The sequence below is a fragment of the Streptococcus suis genome, assembly GCA_024583055.1.
Lineage (GTDB): Bacteria > Bacillota > Bacilli > Lactobacillales > Streptococcaceae > Streptococcus > Streptococcus suis_V.
This window is the reverse complement of the sequence record CP102145.1, coordinates 1,742,726-1,758,445: the sequence shown is the minus strand read 5'-3', so window position 1 is coordinate 1,758,445 and position 15,720 is coordinate 1,742,726. Positions and strand designations below refer to the sequence as shown.

The following is a 15,720-nucleotide window of genomic DNA, read 5'->3' as shown; positions in this document are numbered from 1 at the left end:
AAGCTAACATCTTACACCAACATTTTATAGAGTGAGTCATTTTCGTGCAAATTGATATATTGTGGGTCAAAATCTTCCAAGCGCTGAATAAAGTCCGCATAGTCATTCTTATCGCCCAAAGCAATCCCGATGAGAACTGGACCTGTTCCCTTATTGGCCCGCTTGATATACTCAAACCGTGTAATATCATCATTCGGTCCGAGAATATGGTTTACAAATTCGCGCAGGGCACCCGGCCGTTGGGGGAAATTGACGACGAAATAATGCTTGATTCCCTCGTAAATCAGAGCTCGCTCTTCCATTTCTGGCATGCGGTTGATGTCGTTGTTACCACCTGAAATGATACAACAGATGGTCTGCCCCTTGATTTGGTCCTTGACAACCTCAAGTGCAGCAATAGTCGCAGCACCAGCCGGTTCAGCGACAATTCCCAATTTAGAATAAAGGTCCAAAATGGTTTCTGAAATCCAACCTTCATCAACACCAATCAGCTTGTCTACATGTTTACGAGCAACTTCGTAGGTGCTTGCACCGACTTTTTGAACAGCAATTCCGTCCGCAAACTTGTCAATTTCAGCCAGCTTAACAGGTCTTCCCTTATCAAAAGCAGCTTTCATCGAACGTGCTCCGCTAGCCTCAACACCTACAATCTTGATGCCTGGTGCCTGTTCCTTCAAATAAGCCGAAACACCTGCAATCAGACCACCACCACCAACGGGAACCAAAATCTGATCAAAATCAATCGATTGTTCCTGGGCCTCGTCCAAGATTTCGTAGGCAACAGTCCCCTGACCTGCCTGAACATTATCATCATTAAAGGGATCGATGAAGGTTTTTCCACTTTCCTGGGTATAGTCTTGAGCAGCCTGAGCCGATTCATCAAAAGTATCACCCACCAAGCGAATGTCCACAAATTCCCCACCAAAGAACTTGACCTGACCGATCTTCTGCTGCGGCGTTGTAATGGGCATGAAAATTGTAGCAGGAATCTGCATTTCCTGGCAGGTATAGGCTACTCCCTGGGCATGGTTGCCCGCTGAAGCACAGACAACCCCTCGCTCTTTTTCCGCATCCGTCAATTGGGAAATAGCGTAATAAGCCCCTCGAATCTTGAAGGAACGGACCCGCTGCTCGTTTTCCCGTTTGATATAAATATCGGCTCCATAACGCTCTGACAGGTAACGATTATAATCTAGCGGTGTCTTAACCACCACATTTTTGAGAACAGAATAGGCCTGCTCAATGTTCTTTGCTGAAATCATATTGCACTTATTTCTTTCTATTATAAATATTGTACCAAAAATCCTGAAATAAACATAGGATTTATAATCAAAATTCACAAATATTTTTTATTTTCTCAGAATGGTCAAAAGAGCTGGCAAGCCAGCTCTTTACTATTCTTTGACCAGAACCCCGAGACTTCTAATTCAAGTAGAGCTACCTAACTCTACGATTTCGAGATTGGACTTCAACAGTTTGGGGAACTGTTGAAGGTTGGAGATAGGGTTTGTCGGTAGACAAACTTCCCCTGGCCTCGCTATCGAATTTCTGGGCAAGGGCTAGAATAGCCTATCCGCAGGCTGCCTCGCTCTCTTGTTGTCAAGCGAGGGCGTATGGTCGCTCTCACATTTCTAGGCGACCAGCTGAAAGAATCTATCCCCAGACTCTTTCACTCCCCCGGACTTACCTCGCTTTCTCGTTTTTGGGCGAGGGCTAAAACAGTCCACTGGACTGTTTTAGTTATAAATCTTAAAGGCATCGTCGTCGTTGCGGCCTACGAATGGCATTGCTTTGCGGAGTTCTGCACCGACTTTTTCGATTTCAAGGTTTTCAGCTTCTTTACGGAAGGCTTCCATTTGTGGGCGACCAGCCTTGTAGTCGTTGACGAAGTCATTAGCAAATTTCCCAGACTGGATGTCTGCCAATACAGCTTTCATGTTTTCTTTAACTTGGTCAGTAATCACGCGTGGACCTGATACGTAGTCACCGTATTCAGCAGTGTTTGAGATAGACTGACGCATTTTCTTGAAACCACCCTCGTAAACAAGGTCAACGATGAGTTTCATTTCGTGCAATACTTCAAAGTAAGCCAATTCTGGTGCATAGCCAGCTTCAGTCAAGACTTCAAAACCAGCTTGCATCAGAGCTGTCAAACCACCACAGAGAACGGCTTGCTCACCAAATAAATCTTCTTCTGTTTCTTCCTTGAAGGTTGTTTCCAAGAGACCTACGCGGCCTGAGCCAACACCTTTTGCCCAGTCCATAGCGATGTGCTTGGCATTGCCAGTAGCGTCTTGATAGACAGCGTAAAGAGCTGGCACACCGAAACCTTCTTCAAAGGTACGGCGAACCAAGTGACCTGGTCCTTTCGGCGCACACATGAAGACATCCACATCTGCTGGTACCTTGATAAATTCAAAATGAACGTTGAAACCGTGGGCGAAACCAAGAGCATTCCCCGCTTCCAAGTTTGGAGCAATTTCTTCATTGTAAAGGTCCGCTTGGATTTCGTCTGGAGCCAAAATCATGATAACATCCGCTTGTTTTGCTGCTTCAGCTACTTCAAAGGTCTCAAAACCGTCTTCTTTAGCCTTGTCAAATGACTTACCAGCACGCACGCCGATGATAACATCGTGTCCTGTGTCACGCAAGTTTTGGGCATGGGCATGGCCCTGTGAACCATAACCGATAACGGCGATACGTTTGCCGTCAAGTGCTGGAACTGTTACATCTTTTTCATATTGCATTGCTACTGCCATTTGTTAATCTCTTTTCTATTTTTTTACTTATAAATTCGGATGTTCAAAGAAAATGAACATTCTGTAATTTTGTCTATCATGTGCATCCCTAGTTGCTCAACTTTCTTTTAATTCTAGGCAGTGAGGCGAAGGCTATACTGAGGTATGCCAAGCCGAGCTAACGACGAAGCAAAAGACAAGTGAGTGACTAGGTTAGTCACGACTGAAACCAGTTGCCCCTGTCCTAGCAATGTTCTTAATGCCATAAGGCTGAATCACACGCAGGAGGGCGTCAATCTTGTCTCCGTCACCAGTCATCTGAATGGTAATGGAGTGAGGTGCCACATCGACAACGCTGGCACGGAAGGGTTGGATAATGGCTAAAATTTCTGCCCGCTTAGCTGGCGGAGCAACGATTTTAATCAGAATCACTTCCCGTTCCAAGTGCGGAATGTCTGTCAAATCGCGGACACGGACCACATCAATCAAGCGATTGAGTTGCTTGATAATTTGTTCCACTTCGTCCATGGTCGCAACATCAACGATGACCGTTACCCGAGAAATACCTGCAACTTCGGTCGGGCCGACTGAAATGGATTCAATATTGATTTGGCGCCGGGATAGGACACCTGTAAAGCGGTTGAGGACACCTGAAGAATTTCGTAATTTTGCTGTTAACATTCTACGCATTGAACTTCACCCCCAACATTTCCGCATTGCTCTTGCCGGCTGGTACCATTGGCACCACATGTTCGGCCTTGGAGATATGGACCTCAATCAGCATTGGTTTGTTTTCCAAGATGACCTTCATATCTTCTGCCAAGGTCGCCGAATTGTCAAAACTGTAATGGCTGATACCATAGGCTTCCGCTAGGAGCTGGAAGTTTGGCTCTGCATCAAATACTGACTGACTGCGACGTTCTTCATAGAAGGATTCTTGCCACTGACGAACCATACCCAGGGAATGGTTATTAATCAAGACAACCTTGATGGGCACACCATAGCCATTGAGGATAGCCAATTCCTGGTTGGTCATCTGGAAACCACCGTCACCGACAAAGACTACAACTTCCTTGTCTGGATTGGCTAGTTTAGCGCCGATTGCTGCTGGAATTCCGAATCCCATAGTCCCCATGCCGCCCGAAGTAATCAGCTGGCGCTGGTGCTTGTAAGGATAGAATTGAGCCGCCCACATCTGGTGTTGTCCCACATCTGTCACGATGATAGCATCGCCATTTGTCAATTGACCAATCAGCTCGATAGCTGCTTGTGGCTTGATAAAGTTGGCATCTTCCTCATACCAGAAAGGTGCTCGACGCTTGTTGTCCAATACCTGCTCCGTCCAGTCAGCATAGTCTGTCTCAACGGTTTCGCATTTCAACAGGGCTTGTAAGGTCGCTTTGGCATCTCCGACTACTGGAATTGCCGTCTTCATGACCTTGCCAATCTCTGCTGGGTCAATGTCCACGTGCGCAATAGTCGCATTAGGCGCATAGGTTGTCGGATTTCCCGTCAGGCGATCATCAAAGCGGGCACCGATGTTGATAATATAATCTGCATCATTCATGGCCATATTGGCTGAGTAAGTTCCGTGCATGCCACCCATCGCTAGGGCTAATTCGTGTTCAATCGGCATGGCTCCTAACCCAAGCAGGGTTGAAACAACAGGCAAGCGGTATTTCTCTGCAAAAGCAATCAATTCTTCCTGGGCTTCTGCATAGTTGACCCCACCACCAGCCAAAATCACTGGCTTTTTGGCCCGACTGAGCTGCTGGAGAATTTTCTTGACCTGCAAACCATTTGGCTCTACCGTTGGTTGGTAGCTTGGCAAATGAACCGTCGGATCGTGATAGGCTTCAACAATTCTTTCCTGGATATCCTTTGGCACATCGATGACTACTGGACCTGGACGGCCTGTGGTCGCAATATGATAGGCTTCTGTAATCACTCGAGGAATATCTGCTGTGTCCCGAATCTGGTAATTGTATTTGGTGATTGGCATGGTCATACCAATGACATCGGCCTCCTGGAAGGCATCCTTACCGATACCGCGCGTCGCAACCTGTCCTGTGAAAACCAGAAGAGGCACGCTGTCGCCCATGGCATCCGCTATCCCTGTAATGGCATTAGTTGCCCCTGGTCCAGATGTGACGATGGCTACGCCCACCTTTCCTGATGATTTGGCATAACCTTCCGCCTCGTGGACCGCTCCTTGTTCGTGACGAGCCAAGACGTGCTGAATCCCCTCGTATTGATAGATAGCATCATATAAGGGGAGGACTGCCCCGCCTGGATAGCCAAAGACCAGGTCCACACCCAATTGATGCAAGCTATCTAAGATTAAATAGGAACCTGAACGCGGTTGATCTAATTGGATTTCTTGCACATGTATTCCTCCTCTCTGCAATGTTGTATCTACTATCATAACACATGGAACTTAAATGTCAAGGAATATTCTGAAAATTCCTACATTTGTTCGTTTTCCTTATTTCAAGCCGAAATCTTAAACCAAACTTAAGTCAAATCAATATGTAGGTTGTTTTCAGATTTCTTTCAGAAAACTCCTCTATAGTGGGTGTATAGCAAAAAACGAAACGAGGTATTCCCATGTATTATGTCATCATCCCCGCCTATCAGCCAGATCAGAAATTACTGGAGCTATTGAACGCTTTGAAGCATCGGCTCAATTGCAAGATTATTGTAGTTAACGACGGAAGCACTGAAGCTTCGAAAGCCATCATCGAGCAAGCTAGTTCTTACGCAACCGTTCTTCACCACGAGCGTAATTTAGGAAAAGGCCAGGCCTTGAAAACTGCTTTTCAATATATTCAAGAACGTGACTCCAATTCTGTCATCGTAACAGCTGATGCGGACGGCCAGCACTCCGTCAACGATATGGATAGAGTGGCGCGGGCTGCTATGAATTTGCCCAATCACTTAGTTCTGGGAGTCCGTCAATTTAGCAATGATGTGCCTTTCCGCAGTCGTTTTGGTAATAAGCTGACCCGTCTACTCTTCCGCCTTCAAACTGGTGTCAAGGTTAGCGATACCCAGACTGGTCTACGCGCCTTTCATTCCAAGCTCCTGCCCTTTATGCTGAAAATCAAAGGCCACCGTTATGAGTACGAAATGAATATGCTGACCCAAGCTAGCCAAGAGTTTCCCATTACCGAGGTTCCCATTCAGACCATTTATATAGATGATAATGCTAGCTCGCATTTCCGTCCTATCAAGGACGGCTTACTCATCTACAAAAACCTCTTCAAATTTGCCCTGGCCTCACTGGGCGGTTTTCTGGTAGACTACGGTGCCTATGCTCTGCTTATCGCAAGTTTGACTGCTCTGCCCTCGGGTATTCATATCCTCATTGCCAATGGCTTGGCTCGTGTTACCAGCTCTCTGTCCAATTATTACCTCAATAAAAAGCTGGTCTTTCAAAACGAGCAGAGCGTCCAAACTACTGGCCTCGGTTATTTGACCCTAGCTTTGGCCCTCTTCATCTGCGACACCTCTCTGATTTATATTTTCCACCAACTGTTTGGATTGAATCTTTATTTGGTGAAAATCACAGTTGGCCTCTCCCTCTTTTTCTTCTCTTGGTATATTCAAAAACATATTATTTTCAATGAAAGGAAGGCACTTGCCCATGAAATTGCTTAAAAAACCCTTCATATACGCATCACTATTCGGTACATTACTCACTGGTGGTTTCACCTACTCCATGCTCAAAACCTTTGTCCTCTCTGAAGCTATTACAACCGTAGAATCCGCAACGACAACCGCTGCAGCGACGACAAATTCCAGTACAGCAGCAAGTAGCACCGCTGCAACAACCTCAACCAATGTGACAACAACTGATACCTCTTACGCTGATGACAACATCCAAATCACACTCGAAACTATTACAACCAACAACACAACTGTCAATGTAGCGGATATCCAAGTCAGCTCACCTGAGTACTTGAAAACAGCCTTAGCTCAAAATACTTATGGTACCAACGTCACAGCCAAAACATCTGAAACCGCTGCAGCCAACAATGCCATCTTGGCGGTCAACGGCGACTACTACGGTGCCAACTCAACAGGTTACGTCATCAAGAATGGTGTCCTCTACCGTGATACCGTCCGTGACAATGCTTCTTATGGTGACTTGGCAATTTATGCTGACGGCTCATTTGAAATTATCTATGAAAATGAAATAACAGCTCAAGAGTTAATTGACAATGGCGTTGTCAACTTGCTCGCCTTCGGGCCAACCTTGGTAGAAAATGGTGAAATCGTGGTGGATACATCAACAGAAGTTGGACGGGCCATGTCTTCCAACCCTCGTTCAGCCATTGGTATCATCGATGAAAACCACTATATCATCGTTGTGGCAGACGGTCGTACTTCTGAAAGTGAAGGTCTATCCCTCTATCAACTGGCAGAAGTTATGAAACAATACGGAGCAACAACTGCCTACAACCTAGACGGCGGTGGTTCATCAACCCTCTACTTCAACGGTCAAGTGATTAACAACCCAACAACAAACGGAAATACTATCTCAGAAAGGGCGGTGAGCGACATTGTCTACATCGGCTACTAATACAGAAAACAAACGCACTATTCGCACATTTATCACTTATTTAGCACTAACATCCTTCCTCTTCATCTTCAGTCGGGTCTATGAAAGCCTCAGTTATGGAGAAACAGCTTTCCATATGCACTATCTGTTCTGCGTAACCCTAATCGGTGGAAGTCTTCTACTTGGCTTGATGACCATCCATCGCACACTCTCTCGCCTGACCTATAATCTCTGGAATTCAGGTGTTGCAACCATTACAGCAGGTTTTCTCCTCCGTGGTATCATCAACCTGTCTGGTCGTTCAACCACCTTGGACCAACCCTATTGGTTTATCGGCGCAGGATTCTTAGTTCTTGCCTTGATTAGCCTCTTCTTTACCGGAAACAGGAAAGCACAGCCCCAATCAACTACTCAGTAACAAAAACAAACTAGAACAGCCTTTGGAACATCCAAGGCTGTTATGTTTATTTTTGCAAAATTCAGAAATTTCACATCATTTGACAAATCCTTTTTCATTTCCCTCATAACTATGGTATAATAAGGGAACTAATCACCAGAAAGATAGGGAGAAGAGAAATGACTGATAAAGATACACTGAAAAGCCTCCGTCATCGCAGCTCTGTTTACGATTCGATGGTCAAATCGCCCAACCGCGCTATGTTGCGTGCCACAGGCATGACCGATGATAGTTTTGAAAAGCCGATTGTCGGTGTGATTTCGACCTGGGCTGAAAATACGCCTTGTAATATTCACTTGCACGACTTCGGAAAATTAGCCAAAGAAGGGGTCAAAGATGCTGGCGCTTGGCCAGTTCAATTCGGTACCATCACCGTTGCAGACGGAATCGCTATGGGAACTCCTGGTATGCGGTTCTCCTTGACTTCACGTGATATCATTGCTGACTCTATTGAGGCAGCTATGGGAGGGCACAACGTCGATGCCTTTGTCGCAATCGGTGGCTGTGATAAAAACATGCCTGGTTCCATGATTGCCATCGCCAACATGGACATTCCAGCTGTTTTTGCCTATGGCGGCACCATTGCTCCAGGAAATCTGGACGGCAAAGACATCGACCTGGTTTCAGTGTTTGAAGGAATCGGAAAATGGAACAACGGCGATATGACCGAAGAAGATGTCCGTCGCTTGGAGTGTAATGCCTGCCCTGGACCTGGTGGATGTGGTGGTATGTACACAGCCAATACCATGGCCTCTGCCATTGAAGTCTTGGGTATGTCTATCCCAGGCTCATCTTCACATCCTGCCGAATCTCCTGAGAAGAAGGCTGACATTGAAGAAGCCGGACGTGCGGTTGTCCGCATGTTAGAACTGGGCATCAAGCCGTCTGACATAATGACTCGCGAAGCCTTTGAAGATGCTATCACTGTTACCATGGCACTGGGCGGCTCCACCAACGCTACTCTTCACTTGCTAGCCATTGCTCACGCTGCAAACGTTGACTTGACCTTGGAAGATTTCAATGATTTCCAAGAGAAAGTACCTCACTTGGCTGACCTCAAGCCTTCTGGTAAGTATGTTTTCCAAGACCTCTACAATGTCGGCGGTGTACCAGCAGTTATGAAATACTTGCTAAAAAATGGTTTCCTGCATGGCGACCGTATCACTTGTACTGGTAAAACCATCGCAGAAAACTTGGAAGATTTCGCTGATTTGACACCTGGTCAAGATGTCATCATGCCACTTGAAAATCCAAAACGTGCCGACGGTCCGTTGATTATCCTCAAGGGTAATTTGGCTCCTGAAGGTGCCGTTGCCAAGGTTTCTGGTGTGAAAGTCCGCAACCATACAGGTCCAGCCAAGGTCTTTGATTCTGAAGAAGAAGCTATCGAAGCAGTCTTGACTGACGAAATTGTAGATGGCGATGTAGTCGTTGTCCGCTATGTTGGACCAAAAGGTGGTCCTGGTATGCCGGAAATGCTGTCGCTTTCATCTATGATTGTCGGAAAAGGCCAAGGCGACAAGGTAGCCCTTCTGACAGACGGTCGCTTCTCTGGTGGTACTTATGGTCTGGTTGTCGGCCACATCGCTCCTGAGGCTCAGGATGGTGGTCCAATTGCCTACCTGCGTACAGGCGATTTGGTAACGGTGGACCAAGATACCAAAGAAATCACCATGCACGTTTCTGACCAAGAAATCGAAGACCGCAAGAAAACAACTGTCATTCCACCTCTCTACAGCCGCGGTGTGCTCGGAAAATATGCCCATACCGTATCGTCCGCATCCAAAGGCGCTGTCACAGATTTCTGGAATGTCGACCGTTCAGGAAAATAACCTATTTACTCCATTTTTCCCTATCCTCGTGATGGGGGATTTTTTTCGCCCAAAATTGAATTTTAAGCTTTCTTTAATATTTCTTTCAGTTTTGTTTAATATTTGACCTTTATACTAACAAGCATCAGCACAATAGATTGGAGAGGTCTTATATGAAAACCACTATCAGCCAAAAACAATTCAAACGTAGGGAAACTAAATACATCCTCAGCAAAGCGACCTGGAGACTCTTCCTCCGCGATGCCCAGCCCCATCTCCTTGCAGATGACTATGCTCATTCAACCATTACCAGCATTTATTTTGATAATGAGGATTTTGACATGGTGCAGGATGCCTTAGCCAAAAAGCATCAGCGTGAAAAGGTTCGGATTCGGCTCTACGATGCTCAGCCTCATGCCAACAGCACCGCCTTTTTGGAAATCAAGAAAAAAATCGATGGCATTGGTTACAAGTACCGACTAGAATCAACACCGCACATTATTCAATATTTCCTCCGTACAGGTTTGCGCGACAGCAGCCTGACAGACCAACCTGTCTGCCAAGAAATTCAATCGCTTCGGAAACGGTATGGCAATCTCTATCCGAAAATTCTCATTCGCTATGAACGCCAGTCCTTCAAGGGGCTAGAGGATCCAAAACTCCGCTTGACCATTGACCAAAACGTTACCTATTCAGACAAACATCCGGCGCTTAAATCAGCTGCAAAAGAAAAGGTCCTGCTGGACCCTGACCTAATGATTATGGAAATCAAAGCAGCTGAGACGATTCCAGATTGGCTATCCGCGCTCCTTGAAAAGCACGCTATTGAGAGAAAATCCTTCTCCAAATACGGAACGGCTTACCGCCTCGCGACTAGCCCAGAAAAGGAGTTGATAGCCTATGCACCTATTCGATAGTATCTTATCTACCACCAGCTCCATCGCCCTGCAAATCAGTTTAATTATGGGGATCAGCTTGGTGCTGGGTTATCTACTGGCAATGACCTACAAGCACAAATCCAGCTACAGCAAGGAATTTGTCATAACTTTGACCCTGATGCCAACCCTGATTGCCTTTATCATCTTCTTGGTCAACGGCAGTCTAGGGACTAGCTTAGCCGTCGCTGGGACCTTTAGTCTCATTCGTTTCCGCTCTGCCTCTGGCTCTTCCAAAGAAATGCTGGCAGTCCTACTGGCTATGGCCATCGGATTAGCAACAGGAACCGGTTATCTGGGACTGGCCAGCCTCCTGACGCTCGTCATCTGCGGCGCCATGCTCCTCTTTGAAACTGTGAATTATGGTCAAACCGATCACAGGAGACGACACATTCTCCTAACTGTTCCCTTGGATTTTGATTACCAACATTTTTTCAAGAAGGTCTTCAAAGCAGCTTGTAAGGAGGAAGAAATCCTATCCATTAGCTACAAAAAGAAAAAGCAGGCACTGGTCCTCGAATATTCTCTGGTTTTGGAATCAAGCATCTCAGACCAAGCCTTGACAAAATCCATTGTCGAAGCCAATCCACTCAATTTCATTGTCAATAAACAGACACCTAAAAAGAAATATTTATAAAGAAAGACGGAAATCATTATGATGAAAACTAAGACGAAAAAACTACTCGCCTCTGGCATTGCCCTCCTCACTATCGCTACGTTAGCTGCTTGTTCTTCTGCCCAAGGACAGACCCAAACCAGCAAGACGATTACCAGCAGCCAAGTAATGACGACCAATTCAAGCACGAGCAACACCGCAAGCACTTCTAGCATTGATTGGTCGTCACTCCCTAGTCAAGAAGTTACCTTGTCTGACGAGGGCTTGACCATCACTGAAGGCGGAACCTATATTCTAAGCGGTTCGACTACAAAAGGTGTAACCATTGACACTCAGGAAAATGTGCGTTTGATTTTGGCCGGAGCTACCATTTCTAGCACAGATACCGCAGCTATCAATATCCTATCTGCTGATAATCTTGAAATTAACTTGCAAGATGGCACCGAAAATACTGTCTCAGACACTAGCACTCATTCCGATACAGATATTGAAGGGGCTATTCATTCGGAGTCGGATTTAGTTATCACTGGCAATGGTAAACTGACCGTTGAAGGCAATTTCCAAGACGGGATTGTCTCTACCGATGACTTGACCATCGAGGCTGGAAATATTACGGTAACAGCTCAGGATGACGGTATTCGCGGTAAGGATTCATTGACCATCACAGGTGGTAGGATTGACGTGATGGCAGGTGGCGATGGTATCAAGGCGACAAACGACGAGGATACTACGAAAGGAAATACCACTATCACGGGCGGAACCATCACTGTCACAGCAGGTGACGACGGTATCAAAGCTGAATCTGCCTTGACCATTGAAGATGGTTCGATTAAAGTAACTGAGTCAACCGAGGCCTTGGAAGGAACCAATATCACTATCAATGGTGGAAACTTGGATGTTTATGGTTCTGATGATGCCATCAATGCTGCAAGCGATACAGCCAGCGATATCTTCATCAAGGTCACCGGGGGTGATTTGACCGTTGCTGTCGGAAATGGCGATACGGATGCCTTTGATTCCAATGGTGATTTGATCATTTCTGGTGGCACCATTGACATAACTGCACCTACTTCAGCCTTTGACTTTGACGGTTCCGTCTCCTTTACAGGTGGAGATGTCACAGTCAATGGCCAGATACAAACTGAAATTGTCCAAACCGGCCCCGGCGCAATGGGGGGCGCACCTGGAGGTCGCGGTGGATGGTAATCGAGTAGGGGCTGGGCAAAAAAGCCTAGCACCACTTTTCAGAGTTCGTGTCAACATCTCAGCGCAGTGGTTGATTGGCAGATTTGTTCGTGTTCTACACTCCAAATCTGACCTAATCAACTATGCGGGGGTGGGAAGACGAACTCTTTTTTAACTAGTCGAGTTCTTATACGAAAACTCAAAAGAATGCAAAAACTCCCTCCCTATGATATAATCAAAGCGAAAAAATTTTATACGAAAACTCAAAAGAATGCAAAAACTCCCTCCCTATGATATAATCAAAGCGAAAAAATTTTTTATGTTAGGCTACTAGCTCGTCCCTAGTAGTCTTTTTCTGTGCTAAAAATTCAGGATACGTTATCTGCTCTTTTAAAAGGATATAAGCTATTTTTAATAATTGATGTGCGAGTGCAATTGTTGCTTTTTGTGAACCACGCCGACTTTGAATCTGATAAAATCGGTCTGCTAGAGGACTTCCTTTTTGTTTTTTGACAGCGAAAGCGGCCTGGCATAAACATTTCTTCAAATAAGAATTTCCGTGTCGAATCTTGGTACTTCGTTTTTTACCAGCACTCTCATTATTACCTGGACAAAGTCCAGCCCAAGAAGCTAAATGTCCAGCAGTAGGAAACTGACTCATGTCAACACCAACCTCAGAAATAATAACGGAGGCTGTAATGACATCAATGCCTGGGATGGAATCCAATATTTCTACATGGTTTTCATATTGTGATAGATAGACATTCATTCGCTCTTCCAACAACTCAATCTGCTTCTGATAAAAATCATAAATCTCTAAGGACTGCTTTAACATGAAGCGGTGATGGTCAGAAAAATAGCCATCCAAGGCTTCCAGAAGCTGCGGCACTTTCTTCTTCAAGCTGGTGTAAACTGATTGATGGACAATACGAGGTGTAATAGGCGTCCCATCAACCAGTAGCTGAAGGAGATTGCGACCAGATAGCCCCATAATATCTTCGATATAGGTTGTTAGCTTGATGCCACCTGACTGAAGAATTTTATGGATACGGTTGGTTTCTCGATTGCGACTTTCCACATAATGTTTTCGTTGTCTGGTCAACTCCCTCAATTCTTGAATGGTTTCATCGGGAACGAAACTCCGAGGAAGCAGCCCAATCCGTGTTAATTTGGCTATCCAGTGAGCATCCTTCTTGTCGGTTTTCTGACCTGGAATAGCCTTCATGTGGGCTGGTTGAGCGAGTATCAACTTGAAGTCATCACATAGAGCATGCCAGACAGGTCGCCAATAAACACCTGTACTTTCCATACCAACAGCTTCCACATGAAATTGACTGAGAAAATCGTGGCAAGCACGTAGGCCTTTAGTCGTTGTATCAAACGTAGCCGTCTCACGCTTTGGACGAGTTGAGGTGAGTGGTCCATGTAGGATACAGACAACGATATTGGCTTGATGGATATCAATACCTGCACAAGATTGATAGAGAACATCCATGACAATTCCCTCCTTCTAAAAATTAGAGAGCTTATCTACTGATTTTTAGTCGTATTTTTATACTCATGCCTATCGCATATTTTGGGGTGCTCGTCAGTAGAGTGGGTTAGTTTTTCCCGCGATGACTAACATCATTAACTCGTCAACCACAAAGCCCTCACTAAGATTATACACCTAGTGAGGGCTTTATGTTCGTTTTCATTATTCTGTGGGTGAGGGCGAAGCCATCATGGATGTCTTTCCCACTCCCTCTCACACCACCGTGCGTGCCGTTCGGTACACAGCGGTTCAACTAACTTTTAACGCATGTCGTTTTAGATAATAATCTAGCAAGAAACCAGTCCACGTTTAGCGAGGACTGGTTTTGATATGGCACGTTTCAGTACCAACCTCTGAGCCACTATTTGATACGACTACCTTTTTGGACTTTGGTGTTCTTTGCCACCTTATCCGCTATATACGCCTTTGTATCACGTTTCTGTTCGTAGTGCAACGATTTCACCATCCCTTCCTCTGATGGTCTTGGTTTCTAGCGTCAGACTTAAAACGGTCTCTCCTCAGACCGTTTTAATCCACTACCTCACGATAGTCAGGCTTGGGAGTCGCTATTGGGTTCACCGGTAGCGGGTGCCCGCAGAGGACTTTCACCTCAGATGTACGACATGCCCGTCGTATAAAGAAAAGTTGAAGACACTCCATCTTCAACTTTTTTCCTTTATCTCGGGCTAATTCCCAGTGTAATGCGTCCCAAACGGCTGATACGGGTCATTTTCCAGGCCGGTGACCAAACGATTTCCACCTGGGCATCTTCGATTCCGTCAATGGTTTTTAGGGCTGCAATCAATTCACCCGGCATGGTATCTGCACAGGAGCAACCTGCATCCGTGAAGGTCATGATGACCTTGCATAGACCAGCCTCATCCACAGTGATTTCATAGACCAAACCAAGATTGTAGATGTCCAATTCAATTTCCGGATCATAAATGGTTTCCAAAACAGCAATTAGCTGCTCAGACAGCACCTCGGCTCTCTCGTTGAGTTTAATATCCTCTCTCACAAGTCTTCTCCCATTGTTTAGATAGTATAATTGTTATTCTACCACAATTTTAAGAAATCTACACCTCTTGGCTAGTTTAGTTTACAAGGTCCGAATGGTGCCAGATGCACCCTTACCGATTGAAAAGACATACTTATGTCCCTGGGTCAAACTATGGTAAAAGCCTTTCCCCTCATACAATTGAAAGACCTGCATGTCATTGCTATCCTCATCCTTGTAAACATGCTGGTAATAAGGATTGTCCGCAAAAATGGTCTTCAAATAATCATTTTCCACCGGACGAACCAAGCCTTCAATCCGCACGACCTGAAGCAGATAACCATCTTCTGACATGGCTGTCAAAGCGATACGCGGATCCCCCATTAATTGCTTATAAAAATGAGTTTCGGGACTGGTCATGAAGAAAATCCCATCCTCAGTGGCCGCTGTGATATGAATGTGACGGGCATGCGGATTTCCATCTTGATCCAAGCTCGCAAAAACCCCCAACTTCATCTCTTCCAATAATTGCATGACTTCTTTTAGTTCCATGATGACACCTCTTGAAAACGGATTCTATACCTTGATTATAGCAAAAAACAGATTTATTGTTAAGCCTAACTTAGTGATCATATCGAGATTTTAGAGCTTTCAACCACTTAAAAAGGGAGTGGGCTCAACTCGACAAAGCTAAGAAGAGTTCGTCAGCAAGTCTTTATTTCTTGTTGTTGACCTAAAACGGTCTATCCCCAGACCGTTTTAGCCCACCCCGCACAGCTCCAACAGTCGGAGTAGTGACTGTTGGAGGCTGGAGATAAGGCGAACATTGTTCGCATCAGAAAGGTTTGGGAAACCTTTGGAGGTTGGAAATTGAACGAACAGA

General features: G+C 45.5%; 14 protein-coding genes. 7 read left to right on the top strand and 7 right to left on the bottom strand.

Translation table 11 applies throughout. From position 1 onward, the window contains the following. Positions 1-11 precede the first annotated feature (11 nt). From ilvA to NQZ91_08780, 4 genes are all read right to left on the bottom strand, one after another. Positions 12-1,262 carry a threonine ammonia-lyase IlvA gene (gene ilvA, locus NQZ91_08795; GenBank protein UUM57437.1) on the bottom strand — a complete coding sequence of 417 codons (1,251 nt, stop codon included), beginning with the start codon at positions 1,260-1,262 and terminating at the stop codon, positions 12-14. Between the two features lie 474 nt (positions 1,263-1,736). Next, entirely contained in the window at positions 1,737-2,759 is a 1,023-nt protein-coding gene (gene ilvC, locus NQZ91_08790) for a ketol-acid reductoisomerase (protein UUM57436.1), read from the bottom strand. A 192-nt stretch (positions 2,760-2,951) separates the two neighbouring features. Then, positions 2,952-3,428: an acetolactate synthase small subunit gene (ilvN, locus tag NQZ91_08785; protein ID UUM57435.1), complete on the bottom strand. Its 477-nt coding sequence runs from the start codon at positions 3,426-3,428 to the stop codon at positions 2,952-2,954. Beyond that, positions 3,421-5,124: an acetolactate synthase large subunit gene (locus tag NQZ91_08780; GenBank protein UUM57434.1), complete on the bottom strand. Its 1,704-nt coding sequence runs from the start codon at positions 5,122-5,124 to the stop codon at positions 3,421-3,423. The genes ilvN and NQZ91_08780 overlap by 8 nt, the downstream gene beginning before the upstream one ends. Positions 5,125-5,345: 221 nt before the next feature. On the opposite strand from NQZ91_08780, the gene NQZ91_08775 reads away from it, so the two are divergent. The 7 genes from NQZ91_08775 (at position 5,346) to NQZ91_08745 (ending at position 12,327) form a co-directional block, all read left to right on the top strand. Beyond that, positions 5,346-6,398 carry a bifunctional glycosyltransferase family 2/GtrA family protein gene (locus NQZ91_08775; GenBank protein ID UUM57433.1) on the top strand — a complete coding sequence of 351 codons (1,053 nt, stop codon included), beginning with the start codon at positions 5,346-5,348 and terminating at the stop codon, positions 6,396-6,398. Continuing rightward, positions 6,385-7,323 (top strand): phosphodiester glycosidase family protein, encoded by a 939-nt coding sequence (locus NQZ91_08770; GenBank protein ID UUM57432.1) that lies wholly within the window; start codon positions 6,385-6,387, stop codon positions 7,321-7,323. Before NQZ91_08775 ends, NQZ91_08770 begins: the two co-directional genes overlap by 14 nt. Then, positions 7,304-7,720, top strand: a complete 417-nt coding sequence (locus NQZ91_08765) for a hypothetical protein (protein UUM57431.1) — start codon at positions 7,304-7,306, stop codon at positions 7,718-7,720. Before NQZ91_08770 ends, NQZ91_08765 begins: the two co-directional genes overlap by 20 nt. 158 nt (positions 7,721-7,878) lie before the next feature. Beyond that, positions 7,879-9,591, top strand: a complete 1,713-nt coding sequence (gene ilvD / locus NQZ91_08760) for a dihydroxy-acid dehydratase (protein UUM57430.1) — start codon at positions 7,879-7,881, stop codon at positions 9,589-9,591. A gap of 152 nt (positions 9,592-9,743) precedes the next feature. After that, positions 9,744-10,487 (top strand): polyphosphate polymerase domain-containing protein, encoded by a 744-nt coding sequence (locus tag NQZ91_08755; protein ID UUM57429.1) that lies wholly within the window; start codon positions 9,744-9,746, stop codon positions 10,485-10,487. Further along, positions 10,471-11,142 carry a DUF4956 domain-containing protein gene (locus tag NQZ91_08750; protein UUM57428.1) on the top strand — a complete coding sequence of 224 codons (672 nt, stop codon included), beginning with the start codon at positions 10,471-10,473 and terminating at the stop codon, positions 11,140-11,142. The genes NQZ91_08755 and NQZ91_08750 overlap by 17 nt, the downstream gene beginning before the upstream one ends. Positions 11,143-11,163: 21 nt before the next feature. Then, positions 11,164-12,327: a carbohydrate-binding domain-containing protein gene (locus NQZ91_08745; protein ID UUM58850.1), complete on the top strand. Its 1,164-nt coding sequence runs from the start codon at positions 11,164-11,166 to the stop codon at positions 12,325-12,327. A 301-nt stretch (positions 12,328-12,628) separates the two neighbouring features. Here NQZ91_08745 and NQZ91_08740 read toward each other — a convergent pair whose 3' ends face one another. From NQZ91_08740 to NQZ91_08730, 3 genes are all read right to left on the bottom strand, one after another. Continuing rightward, positions 12,629-13,801, bottom strand: coding sequence for an IS110 family transposase (locus NQZ91_08740; GenBank protein ID UUM57427.1), 1,173 nt, complete (start codon positions 13,799-13,801; stop codon positions 12,629-12,631). 715 nt (positions 13,802-14,516) lie between these two features. Beyond that, positions 14,517-14,858, bottom strand: a complete 342-nt coding sequence (locus tag NQZ91_08735) for a metal-sulfur cluster assembly factor (protein UUM57426.1) — start codon at positions 14,856-14,858, stop codon at positions 14,517-14,519. Positions 14,859-14,939: 81 nt separating this feature from the next. Continuing rightward, positions 14,940-15,389 (bottom strand): pyridoxamine 5'-phosphate oxidase family protein, encoded by a 450-nt coding sequence (locus NQZ91_08730; GenBank protein ID UUM57425.1) that lies wholly within the window; start codon positions 15,387-15,389, stop codon positions 14,940-14,942. Positions 15,390-15,720: the final 331 nt, after the last annotated feature.

Bases quoted from the DNA above. Each gene is read 5' to 3' on its own strand.
- ilvC (UUM57436.1), bottom strand. From the start codon at position 2,759: ATGGCAGTAGCAATGCAATATGAAAAAGATGTAACAGTTCCAGCACTT.
- NQZ91_08750 (UUM57428.1), top strand. From the start codon at position 10,471: ATGCACCTATTCGATAGTATCTTATCTACCACCAGCTCCATCGCCCTG.
- NQZ91_08775 (UUM57433.1), top strand. From the start codon at position 5,346: ATGTATTATGTCATCATCCCCGCCTATCAGCCAGATCAGAAATTACTG.
- NQZ91_08740 (UUM57427.1), bottom strand. From the start codon at position 13,801: ATGGATGTTCTCTATCAATCTTGTGCAGGTATTGATATCCATCAAGCC.
- NQZ91_08770 (UUM57432.1), top strand. From the start codon at position 6,385: ATGAAATTGCTTAAAAAACCCTTCATATACGCATCACTATTCGGTACA.
- NQZ91_08755 (UUM57429.1), top strand. From the start codon at position 9,744: ATGAAAACCACTATCAGCCAAAAACAATTCAAACGTAGGGAAACTAAA.
- ilvD (UUM57430.1), top strand. From the start codon at position 7,879: ATGACTGATAAAGATACACTGAAAAGCCTCCGTCATCGCAGCTCTGTT.
- NQZ91_08745 (UUM58850.1), top strand. From the start codon at position 11,164: ATGAAAACTAAGACGAAAAAACTACTCGCCTCTGGCATTGCCCTCCTC.
- ilvN (UUM57435.1), bottom strand. From the start codon at position 3,428: ATGCGTAGAATGTTAACAGCAAAATTACGAAATTCTTCAGGTGTCCTC.
- NQZ91_08730 (UUM57425.1), bottom strand. From the start codon at position 15,389: ATGGAACTAAAAGAAGTCATGCAATTATTGGAAGAGATGAAGTTGGGG.
- ilvA (UUM57437.1), bottom strand. From the start codon at position 1,262: ATGATTTCAGCAAAGAACATTGAGCAGGCCTATTCTGTTCTCAAAAAT.